The sequence below is a fragment of the Microcoleus sp. B5-D4 genome, assembly GCF_036705145.1.
In the GTDB taxonomy this organism is placed as follows: Bacteria; Cyanobacteriota; Cyanobacteriia; order Cyanobacteriales; family Microcoleaceae; genus Microcoleus.
In genome coordinates this window covers 23,683-44,550 of sequence record NZ_JAUBTV010000066.1, presented here as the reverse complement: position 1 = coordinate 44,550, position 20,868 = coordinate 23,683, and the positions used below count along the sequence as shown (strand labels likewise).

The window sequence follows — 20,868 nt, the reverse complement described above, 5'->3', positions numbered from 1 at the left end:
TCTCGCCCGTCCAAAAAGGACGGGCGAGACGCCCATCCCACAATCTTGTGGAAGTTATTTAATTCTCATTCCTTAGCAACAACAAACCGTAAAAAATGCAAGACGAAACTTTAAAAAAAGAGCGGCAATTCCACGATGCTTGGGCATCCACAATCGATATTGACGGCATTCGAGTCAATGATTACTTTGAAGCTTGCACCGCCCCAGAAAATAGATTTATCGTCCAGCAAATGGGCGATATTACAGGCAAACGCCTGTTAGATTTAGGCTGCGGCGCCGGAGAAAACAGCGTTTATTTTGCTAAAAAAGGCGCGCATTGTGTGGCGGCGGACTATTCTCAGGGCATGGTAGAAGTTGCCCTGAAATTGGCTGAGAAAAACGGCGTCAAAATAGAGGGCTGCACTGTAAATGCAATGGCTATGGATTTCGCGGACAACAGTTTTGATATTGTCTACGCTTCTAATTTGCTGCACCATTTGCCGGAACCGGAAAAGGCGATTCGCGAAATGCACCGGGTACTGAAGCCTGGGGGTAAAGCTTGTTTTTGGGACCCGATGAAGCACAATCCGGTGATTAATGTTTACCGCAGGATGGCGACTGAGGTGCGGACGGAGGATGAAACTCCTTTGGATATTAATATTGTGAATTTTATCAAGTCTTTGTTTTCGGAGACGGCTTATGATACCTTTTGGCTGACATCGCTTTGGATTTTTTTGCGCTTTTATTTGATCGAAAAAGTGCATCCGAATGAGGAGCGTTATTGGAAAAAAATTATCATTGAACAAGAGAGATTGAAACCGGAATACTCTCGGTTGGAAGGGTTGGATTGGTTTTTGAAGAAGTTGCCTTTGATGAAGCGCTTGGCTTGGAATTTGGCTGTGGTGGCAACGAAGTAATTAAAAGAAGTACAATAAGTCAAAGCATTTAATTAAGAGGCTAATTATGCCAGAAACTATTACTGCTATCTACGAAAACGGGGTTTTTCGTCCCTTGAGTCCTTTGTCATTGAATGATGGGGAAACTGTGCAAATCACAATTGTAGCGGAAGTTTCGCCGGAAGAACTCAAGGGCGATCGCGAAAAAGCGATTAAGTTGATGGATGTACGAGGATTGATGCGTTTGCCAAATAAGCAGGGTAAGCTCGATCCTGTTGAATTAGCACGACGTGAAGAGAAATGGCGCGAACTGTTTGAAGAACTGAAGGGAAGGCCGGGGACACCTGTCTCTGAAATAGTTATAGAGGATCGTGGCCCGTGGTAAATACTTATTTTCTAGATACCAGTGCTTTGGTCAAACGTTACGTGCCTGAAACAGGGAGTAATTGGATTCAATCGATTACTGATGTGGCTGCAAATAACGATTTAACTATTAGCCAGATTACATGGGTGGAGTTACACAGCGCCTTGTCGCGTCGTCAGCGGGAGGGGAGTATGTCTGCTGGTGAACTTGACATAATTTTGCAAAAGTTTCGCAATGAATTCGAGACCAAGTATCGAATCATTGAAGTTGACCAAGCGTTGATTGAAAGTGCAGGTCAATTGGTTGTGCAATACCCTTTGCGCGCTTATGATGCTGTGCAGTTGGCGTCTGGTATGTACGTTAAAACTCTGCTCATGTCGGTGCCAGAAACTCAACTAATTTTTGTTTCGGCGGACAATCGATTGCTGAATATTGCTCATTCAGAAGGGTTAGCTATTGATAATCCTAATAATTATCCGTAATCAAGCTATGTCTAGTGAGGAATGCAAGTCCTCATAAAAATCAGAGGACTTGCATTCCTCACTAGAAACTAATTTTAGTGCGATCGTTATTTAGAGAATTTCTTTCAAAGTTTTAACCAATATTTGATTCTGTTCCTCCGTACCTACACTAATCCGCAATTTGTCTTCCAATCGTGGCTGATTGAAGTATCGAATCAATATTCCTCGTACTTTCAGTGTTTGATAAATTCTTTCTGCATCGCCGTTTGGTGGCCTAACTAACAAAAAGTTGGTTTGCGAGGGCCAAACTTCAAAGCCTAATTCCTGGAAACTAACGGCTAGTTTTGCTCGCGAGACCTTAATCTTTTCGGCGTTGGCTATTTTGTGGTCTTGATCTGCGATCGCAACCGCCCCCACTGCATAGGCTAAAGCATCCACATTATAGCTGTCTTTGATTTTATTTAATTCTGCCAGCAGCGCCGGATTTGCTATGCCAAAACCCAGCCTCAATCCTGCTAGGGAATAACCTTTGGAAAGCGTCCTCAAAACTATAACATTACTGTACTTTTTTGTCAATTCCAAAGCATTTTCTTCTGCGAAATCTACATAAGCTTCGTCGATGACAAGAATGCCCGATAACTCTTTAGCCAGTTTCTCCAAATCTGCAAGAGAGATGGCTGTTCCCGATGGACTGTTTGGCGAAGCTATAAATGTCACTGCACCCTGGGCTGCTATTAGCAAATCGACTGGTAACTTGTAGTCATCGGGATAAGGAACTTCAACAAACTCTGCATCTTGAATTTGTGCCAAAGTGCGGTACAATACATAGGTAGGCGCGGGACAAACAATCTGTTTCCCCGATTCGCCCACAGCGCGAACTATCAAGTTTAATAAATCGTCGCTGCCGTTACCTACAATAATCCAATCGTCAGCAACTCCAAAAATTTTACTAGCAGAAATGCGGAAAACTTTGCCCGTTGGATCTGGATAGCGCCGCAGCATTTCTCCGTCTATTTCCTGAAGCACTTTTAACGCTTTGAGAGAAGGCGGATAGGGATTTTCATTAGAATTTAGTTTAATAATTTTTGTGCCTAGCGGTGGCTGTTCCCCAGGCACATAGCCAGACATTTCGTGGATGTTTTTGCGAAAATAATTCATCTATTAATTGAGTTTTGTGGAACGGGCCGAAGAGCCCGTTCTTGATAATGGTGCAAGATATATTGAGTTTTGTGGAACGGGCCGAAGAGCCCGTTCTTAATAATGGTGCAAGATATCAAGTTAAACAAATTATATCAAACAATTAGTGACTATCCGCGTTATACCCAAATCAATTAACTTTTGCATATCCGCTCGATCGTCCACCGTCCAGGCCACAATGTCAACTCCCTGACTCCGGCTTTCTTGAATTAGTGCGGGGTTTTCCAGCAACACGCGATACTGACTGCTAATCAAATTATCCCGATGCGCCACAGCTTGAGCAAATTGAGTTTTGTACGCTTCTAGATTAGCAACAATGTGTCCGATCGCCAAATCGCCAGATAGCCGCCGCACTTGTTCGAGAAATCCATCGTTAAAGGAAGTAATAACGCATTTATGTTGGATCTCTGCGCCCTTCAAACTATTGACAAAAGCCGCGACATCTGCATCCGACCACTCACAGTGAGGTTTGACATCAAAGTAAAGAAATTTGTCAACATTTTTGAGGATAGCTAATGATTCTTTTAAGGTAGGAATTTTTTCTTGTGAAAATTCATCGCTAAACCATTTTCCCGCATTAAGTGTCTGCAATTGAGACAGGGTTGTTTCCCTAACTTTGCCAGAAACTCCAGTGATTCTATCTAATGTTGCGTCGTGAAAAATCACTGGTACGTTGTCGGCGGATAGCTGGATGTCAAATTCGATCGAATGAGCTCCACGGGCGATCGCCAGTTCAAAAGCTGCTAAAGTATTCTCCGGGGCGATCGCCGAAAATCCCCGATGTGCGATAATTTCTACATTCACTGTCTTGTGCCCTCTAAAAAATCTGCCACAGTTTGATTAAAAGTTTCCGGTTGAGTCAAAAAAGACCAGTGATTCCCCGGTACTTTTGCAACAGTAAGATTTTTCAAGTATCTCTTGTATGGCTGCATTTGCCAAGCCATGCGATTTACGCCTTTTTCCGGCTGTACAAACAAAGTTGGTATCTCAATATTTTCAGTTAAACCGGCAACTTTCATCACTTCTGAAAATATCTGATTTCTGGCTGCAATCGCAAATTTACTGCCCCAATTTCCGTCGGATTTTGGTTCGATTTGCTGTTGGAATACCATTTGCTGCACATCACTCCAATCTGCGTATTCTCCCGATTGTTTTGCCGCTGCTTCTGCTTGGGCTAAAGTCGCAAACGGGCCCACACATTTGAGACAGTCTAATTTTCGGTAAACAATTGGCAGGGTGAGTTTCATCGCGGCGGGAAGTTTGGTGATGAAGATGGGGTCTACTAAAATCATACTGCAAAAGCGATCGGGATTTTGCCTCGCCCAAATCGGTGCTAGTTTTCCCGTCCAAGAATGTCCTAAAATGTGGGCGTCTGGCCAGTTGAGATGTACCATCAAAGCTTCTAAATCTGCGATCGCACTTTCAAAAGTATAGCCTGTTTTCGGTTTGCTACTCTCTCCGTGACCGCGCATATCGGGCGCTACAATATGATAGCGGTTGGACAAGTAATTGCCCAAGCTAGTCCAGACAAACGCACTATCTGCTAAACCGTGTAACAGCAGCAAACGCGGAACTTTTTCTGTCCCAGTTTCTGGCTGCCATTCTAGGTAGGAAAGTTCAATGTCTGGTAAGTGCAAAGTATTACGAGTTGGCATAATTAGGGTATTTTATAGGTGGATAAATGTGATTTAACTTTTTTAGAAACAGGCAAGATGCCTGTTCCACAAGGAGTGAATTTTATTGTACTGTTTTGATAAACAGGCAAGATGCCTGTTTCACAAAGAATAAATCTTCTTGTGGGGTGGGGTGGGCTTCTAGCCCGCAAGATGCCTGTTCCACAAAGAGTGAATTTTATTGTACTGTTTTGATAAACAGGCAAGATGCCTGTTTCACAAAGAATCTTCTTGTGGGGTGGGGTGGGCTTCTAGCCTGTTTATGAACAGGCAAGATGCCTGTTCCACAAAGAGTGAATTTTATTGTACAGTTTTCATAAACAGGCAATATTGTTTTTTCACAAATAATAAATCTTCTTGTGGGGTGGGCCGTTGCTCCTAGCCCGCCCTTCTGACTTAACCTTTGCCCTTCAAACTCAACAAGATAAACTGAGTTTTCTGCGCTTCATCAAAATTGTCATCGCTGACCAAAACTATACTCTGGCTGCCATCTGGCAAGCGCGGGCCGAGGGTCATTCCCTCTAAATTATATAGCGGAATTCCGAGTTGGCTTAAGTCTAGCAGCAACTTTTTCTTAACAGGTTCGACCGCCACTCGTCCTTTAAAACTCTGGATTCTCGAAGTATCTGTAGCCGCCCCAACTGCTACTTGATAAATCCTAGCGCTGTATCCCGACAGCCCAAAAGAACGTTCTAAACTCAGAATCTGACCGCCACCGACAGTTACTAATTCTGTTAAACCGTTCAAAATAGTCATGGGAACTTGGTCTAACTTGTAAAGATTCTCCGAGACTAATTGCGGCGTTTTATCGACGATGATATAATGTAAAAGACGCAGTTTGCTTGCCTGTTCGGGGTCTAAATCTTGCATTAACGGCGCTTCCGTAGCTGCGAACAAACGAAACGGATCAAGACCGCCCGGACTAAAGGTTTCTGGGTCGATGGTTAAAGATTCAAAACCTAAATTGTCCACAACTCCTTGCTGCTGTTTTTCATCGCTGGCATCGGGAATATAGCGCTTTGGTATCGGCAAATTTCCCCGCATTTGCCCGGTTTTGAGGTCAAATTCTCCGAGAAAAGGAGGGATGCCCACATGAGTAACGCCTTCGCTGGCGACAAATACTGAATTGCGGGGAGAAAGGGCGATGCCTTCGGGATTTATGGAACCCCAAGAGAAGGTTTCACCGTCTGCTTTTTTGAGGGATGTAACGCCGTCAACGGTAACTTTTTTCAGGCGAATATTTGCTGGATCGCTTGATGTGAGGTCTAGTCGGAGACTGTAAAATCTCGCTTCTCCGTTTTCGCTGGGGTCGTCGGAGAGAGCGTAAAAGCGATAAGCTTTGGAAGTGACTGCGCTAATACCTTTGGGATCGTAGGTAATTCCTGACAAACCGCCGACTGGTACTCCTTCAAAATTGGTTTTTGGCAATTCGTACTCGCCCAAAAATTCGAGGGACAATTCTGGAAAAGATCGGTCTTTTGCAACTGCGGGAGGGGGGGCGCAAGCTGTGCAAACAGTTAAGAGAATTAGGGCTAGACTAAATAAGCGTAAAATGCGTTGGCGAAGCCCTCGAAGAGGATCGCCCAGCGTCTTTAAATGCCAATAATTGCTCAGCACGGTGACATTTATTTTGTTGCTCTTGTTGAACTGTTTACTTTTGTGCCATCTTTGTGACATAATTTATACCGTTTTGTAGATATGCAAAACTTGATGTTTCCAGAAGAGATGCCGAATCGCGGCAACCAAATTTTTAGAATGAGAAGTTCTGTACCAATTGGGTGCTTGCTTTTCCTGTGGCTGTGTGCTGGTTCTATTGCTAGCGCCCAAACTAATCCACCAGCCCTCGATCAATTTTCTCCTAATCCTCTAGAAATTACCACACCCGATCCCCTAACTCCCGCTAATGAATCTTTGAGCAGCACTCAGCGGGACGAACTGACAGCGGCTTTGGAAGAGTTAAACTTAGAAGCAGCGACTAAACTGCAAGCTGGAGACGGCGCGGGTGCTTTTGAAATTTGGTTCCGAGAATTGCGGCTGCGGAGGTATCTGGGCCCGGCGGCGGAAATTGCTGCTTTGAGTCGGGTGGGAAGTGTTGCTTGGAGTAATGGTAAAAACCTCGAACTACAGCTTATTACTAAACGGTTGCAAGCAATTCAAAAAGAAGTCAAATCCCAAGTACCACTTAATACTGAGTTGCTACCCGCCTTCGCTGCGGCTTTTCAGCAGGTGCGCGCTAAAGGCCCGACTGTAGAAGTTTACCAAGAAATTCTCGAAAATGCGCGCCAAAACCAAGATATATTGGCTGAAGGTCAGATTTTGAAGGCGATCGGGCTTATTCACATCAATTGGTTGAGTTACGATAAAGCTGCTCCCGTGTATGAGGAATTGGCTACTTTAATTCAGGAAAACCGCGCTTTATTTGCTGCTAATTCTGCTGTGCAAAATTCTGCTGTAGTTGCGGGAAACGGCGCGCCGCCGCAGCCTGTAACTCCTCCAACTGAGGTAGATACCCTGAGACAGTTGGCCTATGTTTACCAACAGTCGAAACAACCCCTAAAGGCGATCGCAGCTAGGGAAAAACTAGCATCGGTGTATCTTAACTTACAAAATCCAAGCGCTATACCACCGCTCAAAATTGCGATCGCCAGCGATTACCAAACCATAGGTCAAATCAATTTAGCAGCTCAATACTATCAGGAAGCCTACAATTTAGCCGTCCCTATTCAACAGTATGCCCAAGCTAGTGAAGCTTTAGATAAATTAGCATTACTTTATCGATCGCAAAAGCAATGGGAGCCGACTTTGCGGATTTATCAAATGCAGTTGCTGTTAGAAGAGCGGGCTTACAATTTCTACGGATTGATGAACACTTATGACAATATCGGTCAAGTTTATCAAGAGATGAAGGCTTACGATAAAGCTTTGGAATCCTATCAAAAAGGGTTGGACGTGGCTAAAAAATTGGGACACAGACAAGAGTATTTTGCTAAGAAAATTCAAAAAGTTAACAAGCAATTGCAAAGAACTTCGTAGTTGTCAGCAGGCAATAATGACAAATTGCAATGTGAGTAATTTAAATGAAGTAAGGTGTGCAATGCACACCCTACAAAACTACTTTTGAATCGTAGGTTTCTCGCGAGATAGAGTAATATAGTACATCAGTTTCGTAGTAATGAGCATTTTTTTCATATTTCATGCCAACTTTCTGTATCACCCGCTGGGAGGCAATATTTTCTGGGCGGGCGATCGCAACTATTCTCTCCAAATCTAATATTTTAAATCCATAATTTAGACTAGCCAAAGATGCTTCTGTCGCCAATCCTTGATTCCAATAAACTTTGTCTAGCGCATAGCCCAGCTCAACTTCCGGTGTCTGATCCAGAAAAGCCAGTCCGCAGCGACCAATCATTTTACAGTCTATTTTATGTACTAAAGCCCACATTCCGAAGTTGTTTTGTTCCCAACGTTTGAGCATGGTATGAATGGCAATTTCTGTTGCTTCTCTCGTTCTAACTCCTGTGAGGTATTTCATTGTTTCCGGATCGCTGTAGATGCGGTACAGATCGTCTAAGTCCTCTGGCCTAAATTGTCTCAGATACAATCTGGCTGTCTCTATTTCTTGCATAAGTTATACCCAAAAAGGCTAATACACTTTCATTGGGACGACGGTGAAATGTAAAATCAATTTCTTCAATGCAGTGAACTGCATTTTGAAAACCCAGCATTTGACCAGCAAATAAAACCAGTGGCCAACTCTATGTCTAAAGGCATAAAGTGGCAAGTAGCGGGTATCCGCTGTTGTAATAAATACGGGTGACAGAGCGCTGTCAGGTTGGATAATTTGCTGGATCTGCACAATATTTCCTCATTTGACTGACTCTATTTGCTACAATTATTAGTTGGATATATTGTACAGCTTTTTTGCTCAAAGCTGAGCGAACTGATCTCGCCCGCCCGCCCTACAAGCCGCGCAGCGAAAAAAAAGCTCGATATCCTCACAAAAAGCCGCCGAATTTAGCAGCATAATAGCTTCTGCAATCTAAAATCTAAAATCTAAAATCTAAAATCGGATGACTCTTTCCTCACCAGTAGCAGACACCAAAAACAAATCCGGCCAGGAAACAGACTGGCGGTTATTCATGAGGTTGGCATCTTACGCAACCCGCAGCAAACGCTTGCTGATTATTTCGATCGCACTATTAGTACCGCTAGCAGTCTCAGGAGCAATTCAACCCATTCTCATCGGACAGGCAATTTCGGTAATTCGCTCGGAACCTACCTACGAATTCTTGCGGGGATTGTCTCTATCTGCTGCTTTGAATATTTTGGCTATTTTGCTCATGCTAACTATAACACTTAGATTAGCACTGCAATCAGTTCAAGGCTATTTAGTCACGAAAGTAGGGCAAATAATTACTACAGATATTAGAAATGATTTGTTCGCCCACGTCACATCGCTAGCAGTGAGATTTTTTGATCGCACTCCTGTCGGTAAACTGATGACTCGCCTCACCAGCGATGTAGAAGCTTTGGGAGAGGTTTTCTCTTCAGGGGCGATCGGCATTGTCAGCGATTTATTTTCAATTTTAGTAATTGCCATTTTCATGTTTACCATGCAGTGGCAACTAGCTTTAATGTTGGTGCTGATGATGATACCAATTACCGCTGTCATAGTTTATTTCCAGTACCAATATCGCATAGCCAATTACAATACCAGAGAAGAACTTTCCGAACTCAACGCCCAACTGCAAGAAAACCTGACTGGTATTGGCGTAGTGCAGCTATTCCGCCGCGAAAGGTTCAATTCACAATTGTTTCGCGTCACGAATAAACGCTACATTAAAGCAGTTGACAAAACTATATTTTACGACTCAGCCGTATCTGCGACATTAGAATGGATTGCTTTAGTGGCGATTGCAGCCGTTTTGTGGATGGGGGGTCAAAGGGTTTTAGCCGGTAATCTTAACTTCGGTACTCTCTCAGCATTCATTTTATTTGCTCAGCGTCTCTTCGATCCGCTGCGGCAATTTGCTGAGAAATTCACAGCAATTCAAGCAGGATTTACCGCTGTCGAACGGATTAGCGATATTCTCAACGAACCGATCGAAATTAAAGATCCAACTAGCGGGAAGAAGGAAGGGCACAACACGGATTTTGACACGGATACACGGATGTTTGAAGGGAGAGGGAAGAGGGAAGGAGGAAGAAGGGCAGGTTATTCACCGTTGTTGATAACTGGACATCCAGAGGCAACGGCTTACAACTTGTCTCCGTTCGATCGAGAATTGGCAGATAATCATCAAAATCCAGCAAGTTCCGAATATCGTTTAGTGCCTAACAATCCCCAATCACCCCCCGCCAATCCCCCCAAGCTTCGGGGGGGAGAAAATGCCAAATCGCAGAATTCTGAATCGGGAGAAATCCAATTTGACAACGTGTGGTTTGCTTACAAAGAAGACGAATATGTCCTGCAAAACCTCAATTTCACCATCAAATCCGGCGAAAAAGTAGCATTAGTTGGCCCCACCGGTGCGGGCAAAAGTTCGATTATCCGTCTCCTGTGTCGCCTTTACGAACCTAGCCGAGGACGGATTCTGGTTAATCATGTCGATATTCGGGATTTGCCTCAAGCAGAGTTACGCAGGCACATAGGCGTGATTATCCAAGATGGCTTTCTATTTGCTGGTGACGTGAAGAGCAATATCAGCCTGGGAGAAAGTTACTCGATTGAGGAAATTCAAGCAGCAGCAGAAAAGACTAATGTTGCCCGTTTAATCGAACAGTTGCCTCAAGGTTATGATACGCAATTGCGGGAACGGGGAACCAATCTTTCGGGGGGACAAAAGCAATTATTAGCGTTTGCTCGTGCCGCTATTCGCAATCCTAGTATTTTAGTTCTCGACGAGGCAACTGCTAGTTTGGATGTGGGGACGGAAGCTTTAATTCAAGAAGCTCTAGAGCGTTTGATGGTGGACAGAACGGCGATAATTATTGCCCACAGGCTCTCGACTATCCGAAATGTCGATCGTATTTTAGTGCTCAAACGCGGGCAGTTAGTAGAGTCGGGCAGCCACGAAGAGTTGTTGCAGCTAGAAGGGTTGTATGCCAGCTTGTACAAGTTGCAAATGCTGGGCAGTTAATATCTGAAGGAAGGCACGACACGGATTTTGACACGGATACACGGATGAATTATCGATAAGAGGGAAAATTCTCGGAATACCCAGATACCCGACTTCTTGAAGAAGTCGGGGATCTAAAAGAATCTAAAATCTAAAATCGCAACTCTAAAATTGATTCATTTGCCTGAAATCATTTTCCCCAGGGTTTCCGGCAAGTGAATTATATGTTGGAAAAGCTGATTTGGGCCGATGCCAAACAATAACTGCATCGTCAGCACAATTGCTGCTAAACCAATCGCTGTCCCGATGCTGGCTTTCAATACTTTAAAAGCCCAATTAAACACTAGCCAAGATACAAGTAACGAAGCAATTAAGATAATTAGTTCTATTGGCATATAACATTTTTAACTCTATTTTAACTCTACATAAATTACGTATCAATACCAAAGAAATCGGGTTTTTTATCTGTGTTAAAGGTTCAAATGCAGTATTTCCGTAAAAACCCGGTTTCTGCGTCAAGGACTACTCTACTTATTACTTTAAGCAATACTGCCGCGCTTCCGTGTTTCCTTATAAGAAATTCCGACATTCTTTAAGCCGGCTTTAATCATTTGCTGCTCTAACAAAGCGAAAAAGCGAGTTCGATCGCCCCCCGTGACTACCGCTTGATTGTGAGCTTCTGCTAGCGTCACCGGATACCCGCCGCCTTTGTGTACTTGAGCCAGCATCATTCCTAATGCTAAATCTAGCTGTGCTGTATCTTGTGCTACCCATTCCGGCACTTCTATTCTAGCAATTTCTGTGCCAACGTGAACGTAACAGAAATAGACGGAATTAATGCCGTACAAATCTAAAATTCGAGCTTGGGATTTCCACAAAGGGCTTCTTTGTCCAGGTGACAGGATTGTTGCCCACAATATGGCATCCCGCAATGGTTCAAATTCTTGACAAGGTGCTTTTTCGGCGAAAGAAATTGTGGCGGCAAATCCGACGTTCGGGCAATTTGTCATGCAGTCTGGTACTTCGTGGGTGCAAGCTTCAAACCGTAAAAAAGATAAGCTTTCGCTGCTGCGAGAAGCGCTTAAGTATCCTAACAGCGGAATTCCTGCTAAACGCAACTTGTCCCAAGCTTCTAAAATTGGCAGCAAAATTTGATCGCGCGCGTCGGTGGGTAACTGTTCCAAAAACCAATAAATCAGGGAACCGTCTACCATTGCTAAAGCTGGCGCGGGCAATTTATTGTCGTTAACTTTTGCCCAATTGCAGCCCATTTCTGCTAAGGCAATTGCTTCGGAAACTGCTCGCCGGTATCCCATCCATTCTTCGGTTCTAATTCCCCACTGTCGCGAACCGTACAAGTCTTCGGGTTTGTAGAAAACTTCGGGTACGCTGTCTAAAACTGGGTGGCGACTTTGGCCGTAGTGTAGCATGACTGTGCCGACGTTTAGCAGGTAGCAGTAGGCTATTTCGTGATGGTTGGGGGAAATTTGCGATCCGTCTGTGGCAAAGACTGTGTGAGAGGCGGGGGGTGCGGTGATGTAGGTGCGATCGTCTAAGGGCTCGATCGGCGTGGCAGCATTGAATAAAGTGCGATCGCGCCAATTCTCTTGCAATTCCACCAATTTTTCCTGTTCCGCTGCTGCCTTTACCAGCAAATTCTGAGCCACTTCCAAACGTTGGCGAGCCGCCTGAGCTTCCACATTCAAATGTTGGCTCATTCCCTGCATTGCCTTGGCTGCTTTAGTTAAATCGAGCATCGGTTTTAAGTCTCAATATTAGAAAGCTTTCAAGCTGAGAAATTATCAAAACACTTTTCAAATTTTTGGTTCAGAAGCTTGGTTTTTTTGTCATAAACCGGGTTTGATAAACTAAAATACTTCGTTGCAGCCCGAAGAAACTGTAAAAAAATCCGTTTCTCAGGTCAATAGTACCTCCAAGACTGTATCAAAAAAAATCATTTTTTTTTTCGATATCCTTGCTTTTCTTGAGAATTCCTGTTATTATATATCTTATAATGGGATGGTTGCACAAATATTATTTTTGCTACCATCCCATTATATTAAAATACCATGTCTGCGCCGCAAAAGTCAACAAAAAAGATGTAAAATTTTGTGATTTTTTTTGACTCTGAAAAGCGAAAAAAAATCACTACTGTAAACAAATCTAACATCAACAGTCGATCGGCAGCCAATTTGCAAAATCTCCGGCAAACTGCGACAGAGAAAGCAATTGAACTGGTGGATTTTGAGCCACAGATTCCCGTTCGGGCAAAGTATTGTAACCCCAATCAGCCAAAAATAACCTCACCTGAGATAAATCCGGCTGCTGCTTCACCGACAGCAAAGTTTTTAACCTGTCTTCCACAAACCAAATAGTCGAATCTTTGCCAGACGCGGCCAAAAATTCCCGCAAAATTTGGTGCTTAGGCTTGTTGTATTCCTTGCCAAAAATTAACTCAGACGGCATTTGTACGCCTGCTAGCTGCAAAAGTTCCCGCACAAAACGGCCTTCCTTCGTAGTGACGATCGCCACTTTCACCGAACTCTCCTGCAACGAGTGCAAGCGATCGGCAACCCCTGGATAAAAGCGGTGCAAAGACAGCCACCCAGATAAATCCTCAGCAATCCAATTATCGCGCAATCCGTCTAACATAGCGCCTACAGACTGCGCTTTTAAATTATTTTCGGTCAACAAATACGGTACTATATTGGGCCACTCTAGCAAAATTTGCTCTGGAGAAATTCCTGTCAGTAATGCGCGGATCAGCAGCGGCATTTCCCAACCAGTTTCGATGGCGGGCCGCACTCGGTAAAAACTCAAAGCTAAATCTGGATCTGGCACTGTTTCGACTGGTTTCCAGATTTGACAGTAGGTACGCCAAGCTGTTTGGAAATATTCGATTAGTCCGTCACAAATCACACCGTCAAAATCAAGAGCTAGAATTGTCGGAAAGTTATTAGCCATCAATCGATTTTAGATTTTAGATTTTGGATTTTGGATTGAATAATTGAATAATTTGAGAATTGAACGAAGCGATATCACTGATGAATCCGGGGACTGGTTATCGGATACTATTTTTTGGTTGTACCAGGATAAAAACGGGGGCTTGTACCCTGGCTGCTTTCGGTCACTGGATTGAATAATTGAAGAATTGACTCTGCAAACACTCAGCAATGATTGGTGAACAGTCGTTATTAAAAAGACTGAACTAGAGGTTGAGTAGCAATCGATTCTAGTCCTTGGGACTGCAACAATTGCGTCCACTCGGTCGTCAGCCGCGAATCATTGGGTGCGAGGCGCCGCATTTCGACTAGAGTAGCAATAGTCTCGTACCAAATCCCATTTTTAGCATAAGCAATCACCTTAGCCATAGGGTCGGGATTTGCCAAATCGTTCTTGAGATTTGCCGGGGGTTCAATTCGCTGCATCCATCCTTTAACAATATAATCTCCAGAACGCTCCAGAGGATCGCAGGCTAGTGCAAACGACCACACATATCGCTTACCAACCTCAATATTTTTTGTCTGGTCTTTCTCAGAAAGGCTAACTCCAACAATTCCGGCTTTGTCATTTTTTAAAGTAGTTTCGTAAACTACTTCGGATTCATCTGCGTTTAGCAAAATAAACTTTACTTGAGCTGTCGGTTGAGAAACATATACAAAAAATGTTGGCGACTCTGTGAGCGTTAAGCCAATATTGCTTTCAGGTATTAAGGGAGTAATGAATAAACCATCCGGTAACTTACAGCCTCGATGCGTCCCCCCTTGCCGGTTGTCGGGGGCTGTTACATCGGGAGGTGTGAAATTAACATTCTGACTCAGCAGAATGGGTGCAGGCACAGCCTGCATCGGTGTAAGCAAACTGGGGAGAGTAAGGGCGATCGCCAATACAGTCATCGCCAATGCAGTAAAATGTATAAAACGTTTCATTTTTCCACCAACTTGTATAAATATTTATAGAGCGCATATCTTATGTTAACCCGGAGTTTTAACCCCGGGTGCGATCGAGTAAATGGGTCAATTTTCACATCGCCATCGGCAGACCGACCAAACTTCAAGAAATATCGAGATTTAAAGAGGCGCAACCAGTGGTTGAGCTGCAACTGATTCCAGTCCTTGGGACTGCAATAATTGCGTCCACTTGGCTGTCAGCTTCACATCCTCCGGTGTCTGACGCCGCATTTGGGCTAAAGTAGCGAGAGTTTCGTACCAAATCCCATTTTGAGCATAAACGTTGAGCCTAGTCATCGGGTCGGGATTTGCCAAATCGCTCTTGAGAGTTGCCTGCGGTTCAATTCGCTGCACGAACCCTTTAACAACTGAATCAGCCGATCGGTCTTCCGGGTCGCAAACCATCGAAAATGACCATACGTATCGCTTGCCAACTTCAAGGGATTTGTTGTTGTCCACGGTAGCAGGAATACTAACTCCTACAATCCCGGATTTGTCAAGTTTAAAGGTTTTTTCGTAGACTACTTTGTCTTCGTTTTCGTTGAGCAAAGTAAACTCTATTTCGGGCGAGGTGTTAGGAATATAGACAAAAATTGTGGGAGAATCTGTTAGGGTTAAACCGATATTAGTTGGAGGCATTAAAGGAGTAATAGATACACCCGCTGGACAAAGCTTGTTGCCGCGATGTGTTCCTCCTTGTCGGTTGGCGGGGGCTGTTACGTCGGGAGGCTGGAAACCAAAATTTTGACTCAGCAGAAGCGGCTGGGATTGTGCGCGCATCGGTGCAAGTGAACTGGGGACGGTAGCTGCGATCGCAGATACGGCGACCGCAAGTGTAGCCCGATGTAGAAAACGTTTCATTTTGTTGTACCTTTCAGTATAATTACAAACACAGGCATTCGCTGATGGCGACAAATATTTTTGAGATGCTAGTCGAGGGCGCAGATACACATTTTAAACCTTTACATATCATCAATAACATTAATTAATTCGATCGGCAAGTGGATTCTCTGTCGGAAACATCAGGTTGCCTAGGCCGCAAGTATCATTAGATACAGTTGCTCGCCACGTACTGTAAATTTTTGTAACAAAGTGGTCGGAGTTTCCGAGTGTTCTAAGATGGAGGAAGTCTCCAGCAGGCGGGAAATGTGAAGGGGAGCATCTCAATGAAAGCAGCCAATCTAGAAATTGGAGTTAGGAGCCAGGAGTCAGGAGTCAGGAGGAAAGAGTCAGAAGGAAGCAGGAAGAAGAAGTGTTTTTACAAATATGAGATGCTCCCAATGTGAACCAACTGCTGTTCCAGAAACGAGTCAAACTTTTATGCTGGATAATGAGTAAAATATCTAACAAATTTCGATCGGCAGTGGCTCAAGTGAGTCAAAGGTATAAACCATCACTCTTCTTGGCTAAGTCTGTATTAATTGCCAGCGTGGCAGTAACATTATCCTTGATGGGAGCCAGACAGCTAGGAATACTCGAACCAGTAGAATTAAGCGCTTACGACCAAATGGTGAGGTGGCGTCCCGATGAACAGCCAGACTCGCGTTTGCTAGTTGTGGGGATTACCGAAGCAGACATTCAGAAACTGAAACAGTGGCCAATATCCGATCGCAAAATAGCTGAAATCTTACAAAAACTCGACAAAATGCAGCCGGCAGTCATCGGTTTAGATGTACTGCGAGACGTACCTTTAGGAGACGGGCGGGAGGAATTAACTAAAGTTTTACAAAAAAGCGATCGAATTATCGGGGTATGTTTAGTCACCGACGGCAGCCCGGACAATCCCGGTTCTCCGCCGGCGCCGGGGCTGCCACAAAACCGGGTGGGATTTGCAGATTTCGGAGTCGATCCGGGTGGCATACTCCGCAGGGCTTTATTATTTATGAAACCGCCGACAATTAAGGGCAATGCCTCGGCCCAACAACATCTTTGCAATGACAATTCTCAAGTTTTAGCTTCCTTCAACCTCCAGCTAGCACTCCGCTACCTGCAAGGGCAAAAAATCTATCCTCAACTTGCACATCAATCTTTATGGCTGGGAAAAACCCAATTAAAACAACTAGCAAGCAATGACGGAGGATACAAAAATGCCGATGTCAGGGGATATCAAATATTAATTAACTATCGTTCCAAGCAGCAAGTCGCAAACCAAGTCAGAATTACGGATGTTTTAGAAGGGAAAGTTGACCCAAATTTAGTTAAAGATAAAATAGTTCTCATCGGTTACACCACAGAAACCGTTAAAGATTTATTTTATACTCCTTACAGTGGGCGACAGCAAAAAAACCAATTCATGCCGGGGATCGTGGCACACGCACAAGTAGTCAGCCAAATTTTGAGTGCAGTTTTAGACAACAGACCGATGTTTTGGTTTTGGCCGGAATGGGCAGAAATTCTGTGGATTTCGGCATGGTCAATTGTGGGAGGAACCTTGGCATCGCGGATGGCTCACCCAGCGAAGTTGACGGTGACATTTGGAGCACTGCTGTCCGGGTGCTGCGCGATCGGCTTTGGGATTTTTCTCTTAGGAGGGTGGGTGCCTGTGGCAGCGCCAGCCTTAGCATTAATCGTAACTGGCGGTAGCATTGTATCAGCAGAGAGATTTAATAAAGCCGGATACGGGAAAGCAATTAGCGATCGAGTAAAACAAGTCTTCAAAATCGAAATAGACCAAGCCAAAAAAGAACAGCAAGTCGCAGAAATCACAGAATCTGATTTCTTTAAAGAATTGCAGCAAAAGAAAGATAAACTGAGGATTAGCAAACAAGAAACCTCTGAAAAAGCATCTTCCGAACCCCAAGAAATAATTGCCATTACCCCAGAGCTTCCCAAGGTCGAAAGTCAGACAGACGATTACTTAGCTCAGTTGCAGGAAAAAGCCAAACAGCATCAGCAGCGCGCCGCCGTGACTGAATTGGAAAGCGGCTCTCAAACAGGTGTCCCCATCAATGGGGGCGGCGGTGCTAGTTCAGCGGAAACCAAACCCGATGACGAGTTCAGCGATTTGCAAGCCAAAGCCAAACAGATGCGGCAGCGCAGGGGCGGCCAAAAGATGATAAAAGATGAAAAAATTGATAGTTTAGCAGACAAGGAGGATTTGGGGGACAAGGAAGAATGACCGACAACTCGACTGTATCATCGAGAATTGCATCATAATGGGTTCTCCCCGTTTCTTACCCTCATACGCAGATCATGTCCAAAATCATCTCTGTCCACTCTTACCGGGGCGGAACTGGCAAATCGAACACGACAGCAAACCTGGCATCTATTATCGCTCGCGGCGGAAATCGAGTCGCCATTGTGGACACAGACATTCAATCGCCGGGGATTCACGTGCTGTTCGGTTTCAGCGAGAGCAATATGGATCGCTGCTTGAACGATTACCTGTGGGGCCGATGTCCGATCGCGGATACGGCCTACAATGTGAGTTCGCTGCTGCCAAAATTAGCCAGTAACGGCAGCCTCTACCTGATTCCTTCGAGCATTAAAGCAGGGGAGATAGCGCGAGTTTTGCGGGAAGGCTACGACGTGGGACTGCTTACCGACGGCTTTCAAGAACTGATCGAGGTTTTGAACTTAGACTACCTATTTATAGACACGCACCCGGGGCTCAACGAAGAAACCCTCCTCAGCATCACCATTTCCGACATCCTGCTGCTGATTCTGCGTCCGGATCAGCAAGATTTTCAGGGAACGGCTGTTACGGTAGATGTGGCCCGCAAATTAGAAGTTCCCAAGATTTTGATGACGATCAATAAAGCCCCTGAATCCCTAGATTTCGAGGATTTGAAGCAACAAGTAGAGAGTATTTACAACATCCCAGTGGCAGGGGTACTGCCCCACAGCGACCAGATGATGCTGCTCGCCAGCAAGGGGGTGTTTGCGCTGCACTTCCCTAACGACCCTCTAACTAAGGTTGTGGAAGGGATTGCCAAACAGATTGTGGGATAATTGGTGCAGCGAATGCCGAGATCCCGCCCAGGAGTTTCGCTTTCGCTCTCAATTCTTGGGGAGCGATGTCCTCCTGCGTATCCCGAATATTTGCTTAGAGAGTCAGGAGAATGGCGACAAAATGAGATACAAATAGATTATGAGAATTTGTTAAAAAACTTTAGGAGGAGAACTCATGGAATTTGACTTCCGCATACTAATAGTATTGATGCCCGTATTGTTGGCGGGCGGCTGGGCTGCTTACAACGTCGGCGCTATAGCTCTCAAACAAGTGCAGAAAATGTTGAACAAGCAAGCATGAACTAAGCATTATCACAAGTAATTTCGCAGCCGGCTGTTTTTTGAGATACAAAACAGTCGGCTAATTTGTGCATTGGCTCTGCTTAAGTGATGGCTGATTCTTGGTGAGCAATTTACGACTGCAGAGAGATGGGGCAAAAACCCAAGAAAAGTTAAATTTAAAGATTAGGCAAAAACCGGGTACGCTCAAGCAAAATACTTTGTTGCAGCAAACGAGCCTGGGTAAAAAAACCTAGCTGTGAAAGCAGGGCGATCGTGTAAGTTCGGATTTTGATGTTTTGAACTTTACTCAGGATTTATGAGTAGAGTGCCCTAAAAATATTTGGTAAGCACGTTATCGCAGAAAATATGAGACAATCACAAAAGTATTTGCCCTGAGAATCTCCCTCAAAACTACGAAGTTTAATGAGTAGGGAATATAGGTCAAATTGTCAATGTTAAATTCCTATATCTTTAGATAGATTATGCTTTTTCCCCGATCGAGTGGCCTTTTACTCCACCCCACGTCCTTTCCCAGTCAATTTGGCATTGGGGACATGGGAATAGAAGCATATCGCTTTATTGACTTTTTAGTTGAGAGCGACCAGCAATACTGGCAACTATTGCCGCTAGGCCCGACAGGATACGGCAATTCTCCTTATTCGTGCTATTCAGCAATGGCGGGAAATCCGCTGCTGATTAACCCAGAAATGCTGCGGGACCAGCAATTGCTCGGAGATGAAGACTTCGCTAATTTGCCAGAATTTCCGCTGGATTATGTAGACTTCGAGCGAGCGATCGCCCTGAAAGTGCCTTTGCTCAAAAAAGCTTGCGAAAACTTCAAAGCCAAAGCATCCCCGATCCAGCAAAAAGAATTCTCAGGTTTTTGCGAAAGCAAAGAGAATTGGCTGGAAGATTACGCCTTATTTATGGCACTAAAAGATCACTTTGGCGGTGTTAGCTGGAACAATTGGGAACCAGAAATTGCCCGTCGAGAACCCAAGTCCCTAGAGAAATGGCGCCAGCAGCTAAATGCTGAGATTTATTACTACAAATACGTCCAGTTTGAGTTTTTTCGCCAGTGGACGGAGTTGAAACGCTATGCTAACCTGCGGGACATTAAAATTATTGGCGATATTCCGATTTATGTAGCTCACGACAGCGCGGATGTATGGTCTCATCGAGAAATATTTTGCTTGGATGAAGCCAGCGGAGAACCAGCTTTAATGGCGGGAGTTCCCCCTGATTACTTCAGCAATACAGGTCAATTGTGGGGCAACCCCGTATACAATTGGGAGAAGTTGCAAGCAACTAATTTCGAGTGGTGGGTGCAGCGTTTTGAAGCGATTTTCGCTTATGTAGACGTAACTCGGATCGACCACTTCCGAGGATTTGACGCTTACTGGGCGGTGAAGCGCGGACAAGAAACTGCGATCGAGGGAGAGTGGATTAAAGCGCCGGGAACAGCTTTATTGGATCTAATTAACGAAAAGTTTGGCAACTTGCCGATTATCGCTGAAGATTTAGGGGTAATTACTCCAGAAGTGGAAGCTTTGCGCGATCGATACGAGTTTCCAGGAATGAAGATTTTGCAGTTTGCTTTTGCCGGTGGTCCGGGCGATCCTTTTTTGCCTTTCAATTACGATCGCAACTCCGTAGTCTACACCGGCACCCACGACAACGACACGACTGTCGGCTGGTTCAATCAACTGCAAAACTACGAAAGAGATGAAGTTTTGCGTTATTTGGGCTGCATAGATCCCCAAGGAATTCACTGGTCTTTAATCCGCATGGGCTGGATTTCTATTGCTAATATGGCAATTGTGCCGTTTCAAGATTTGTTGGGTTTAGATACTGACGCGCGGATGAATTTTCCGGGGAAACCAGAGGGAAATTGGGGATGGCGGTATCGGCCTGAAGCTTTGAATTGGGAAGTGCGCGATCGGCTCAAAACCATGACTTACATCAGCGGGCGTTCTCCCAATAAAAATTAAAAATT

General features: G+C 44.6%; 19 protein-coding genes. 9 read left to right on the top strand and 10 right to left on the bottom strand.

Annotation, left to right across the window (positions count from 1 at the left end):
- The first annotated feature begins 95 nt into the window (after positions 1-95).
- The 3 genes from QUB10_RS24815 to QUB10_RS24805 are packed head-to-tail and all read left to right on the top strand — an operon-like array spanning position 96 to position 1,721.
- Positions 96-896, top strand: a complete 801-nt coding sequence (locus QUB10_RS24815) for a class I SAM-dependent methyltransferase (protein ID WP_333205885.1) — start codon at positions 96-98, stop codon at positions 894-896.
- Positions 897-942: 46 nt separating this feature from the next.
- Positions 943-1,260, top strand: coding sequence for an antitoxin family protein (locus QUB10_RS24810; protein ID WP_333205884.1), 318 nt, complete (start codon positions 943-945; stop codon positions 1,258-1,260).
- Positions 1,254-1,721, top strand: coding sequence for a type II toxin-antitoxin system VapC family toxin (locus tag QUB10_RS24805; RefSeq protein ID WP_333140379.1), 468 nt, complete (start codon positions 1,254-1,256; stop codon positions 1,719-1,721). Before QUB10_RS24810 ends, QUB10_RS24805 begins: the two co-directional genes overlap by 7 nt.
- A gap of 90 nt (positions 1,722-1,811) precedes the next feature.
- On the opposite strand, the gene hisC is transcribed toward QUB10_RS24805, so the two are convergent.
- The 4 genes from hisC to QUB10_RS24785 all read right to left on the bottom strand — a co-directional run bounded on the left by hisC (position 1,812) and on the right by QUB10_RS24785 (position 6,247).
- A complete protein-coding gene (hisC, locus tag QUB10_RS24800; protein ID WP_333205883.1) occupies positions 1,812-2,858 on the bottom strand; it encodes a histidinol-phosphate transaminase in 1,047 nt (348 codons plus the stop codon).
- Positions 2,859-2,987: 129 nt separating this feature from the next.
- Positions 2,988-3,701, bottom strand: coding sequence for a glycerophosphodiester phosphodiesterase family protein (locus QUB10_RS24795; RefSeq protein ID WP_333205882.1), 714 nt, complete (start codon positions 3,699-3,701; stop codon positions 2,988-2,990).
- Positions 3,698-4,552, bottom strand: a complete 855-nt coding sequence (locus tag QUB10_RS24790) for an alpha/beta hydrolase (RefSeq protein ID WP_333205881.1) — start codon at positions 4,550-4,552, stop codon at positions 3,698-3,700. Before QUB10_RS24790 ends, QUB10_RS24795 begins: the two co-directional genes overlap by 4 nt.
- Positions 4,553-4,966: 414 nt before the next feature.
- Positions 4,967-6,247, bottom strand: coding sequence for an esterase-like activity of phytase family protein (locus tag QUB10_RS24785; RefSeq protein WP_333205880.1), 1,281 nt, complete (start codon positions 6,245-6,247; stop codon positions 4,967-4,969).
- A 21-nt stretch (positions 6,248-6,268) separates the two neighbouring features.
- Between QUB10_RS24785 and QUB10_RS24780 the strand changes: the two genes are divergently transcribed.
- On the top strand, positions 6,269-7,603 hold the full coding sequence (locus tag QUB10_RS24780) for a tetratricopeptide repeat protein (RefSeq protein WP_333205879.1): 1,335 nt from the start codon (positions 6,269-6,271) through the stop codon (positions 7,601-7,603).
- Positions 7,604-7,673: 70 nt separating this feature from the next.
- On the opposite strand, the gene QUB10_RS24775 is transcribed toward QUB10_RS24780, so the two are convergent.
- Positions 7,674-8,195 carry a GNAT family N-acetyltransferase gene (locus tag QUB10_RS24775; protein WP_333205878.1) on the bottom strand — a complete coding sequence of 174 codons (522 nt, stop codon included), beginning with the start codon at positions 8,193-8,195 and terminating at the stop codon, positions 7,674-7,676.
- 445 nt (positions 8,196-8,640) lie between these two features.
- On the opposite strand from QUB10_RS24775, the gene QUB10_RS24770 reads away from it, so the two are divergent.
- Positions 8,641-10,710 (top strand): ABC transporter ATP-binding protein, encoded by a 2,070-nt coding sequence (locus tag QUB10_RS24770; protein ID WP_333205877.1) that lies wholly within the window; start codon positions 8,641-8,643, stop codon positions 10,708-10,710.
- A gap of 155 nt (positions 10,711-10,865) precedes the next feature.
- Here QUB10_RS24770 and QUB10_RS24765 read toward each other — a convergent pair whose 3' ends face one another.
- The 5 genes from QUB10_RS24765 to QUB10_RS24745 form a co-directional block, all read right to left on the bottom strand.
- Positions 10,866-11,084: a hypothetical protein gene (locus QUB10_RS24765; RefSeq protein WP_006633087.1), complete on the bottom strand. Its 219-nt coding sequence runs from the start codon at positions 11,082-11,084 to the stop codon at positions 10,866-10,868.
- Between the two features lie 144 nt (positions 11,085-11,228).
- Entirely contained in the window at positions 11,229-12,446 is a 1,218-nt protein-coding gene (locus QUB10_RS24760; protein ID WP_333205876.1) for a DNA double-strand break repair nuclease NurA, read from the bottom strand.
- Between the two features lie 412 nt (positions 12,447-12,858).
- Positions 12,859-13,653, bottom strand: a complete 795-nt coding sequence (locus QUB10_RS24755) for an HAD hydrolase-like protein (RefSeq protein WP_333205887.1) — start codon at positions 13,651-13,653, stop codon at positions 12,859-12,861.
- Positions 13,654-13,883: 230 nt separating this feature from the next.
- Positions 13,884-14,618, bottom strand: a complete 735-nt coding sequence (locus QUB10_RS24750) for a DUF928 domain-containing protein (RefSeq protein ID WP_333205875.1) — start codon at positions 14,616-14,618, stop codon at positions 13,884-13,886.
- Positions 14,619-14,759: 141 nt separating this feature from the next.
- Complete coding sequence (locus QUB10_RS24745; RefSeq protein WP_333205874.1) at positions 14,760-15,500, bottom strand: DUF928 domain-containing protein; 741 nt, start codon at positions 15,498-15,500, stop codon at positions 14,760-14,762.
- A gap of 469 nt (positions 15,501-15,969) precedes the next feature.
- On the opposite strand from QUB10_RS24745, the gene QUB10_RS24740 reads away from it, so the two are divergent.
- The 4 genes from QUB10_RS24740 to malQ all read left to right on the top strand — a co-directional run bounded on the left by QUB10_RS24740 (position 15,970) and on the right by malQ (position 20,863).
- Positions 15,970-17,757 (top strand): CHASE2 domain-containing protein, encoded by a 1,788-nt coding sequence (locus QUB10_RS24740; protein WP_333205873.1) that lies wholly within the window; start codon positions 15,970-15,972, stop codon positions 17,755-17,757.
- 74 nt (positions 17,758-17,831) lie between these two features.
- Positions 17,832-18,590 (top strand): MinD/ParA family protein, encoded by a 759-nt coding sequence (locus tag QUB10_RS24735; protein ID WP_333205872.1) that lies wholly within the window; start codon positions 17,832-17,834, stop codon positions 18,588-18,590.
- A gap of 175 nt (positions 18,591-18,765) precedes the next feature.
- On the top strand, positions 18,766-18,891 hold the full coding sequence (locus QUB10_RS24730) for a photosystem II protein Y (protein ID WP_333140345.1): 126 nt from the start codon (positions 18,766-18,768) through the stop codon (positions 18,889-18,891).
- Positions 18,892-19,354: 463 nt separating this feature from the next.
- Positions 19,355-20,863 (top strand): 4-alpha-glucanotransferase, encoded by a 1,509-nt coding sequence (gene malQ, locus QUB10_RS24725; RefSeq protein WP_333205871.1) that lies wholly within the window; start codon positions 19,355-19,357, stop codon positions 20,861-20,863.
- The last annotated feature ends 5 nt before the right edge of the window (positions 20,864-20,868 follow it).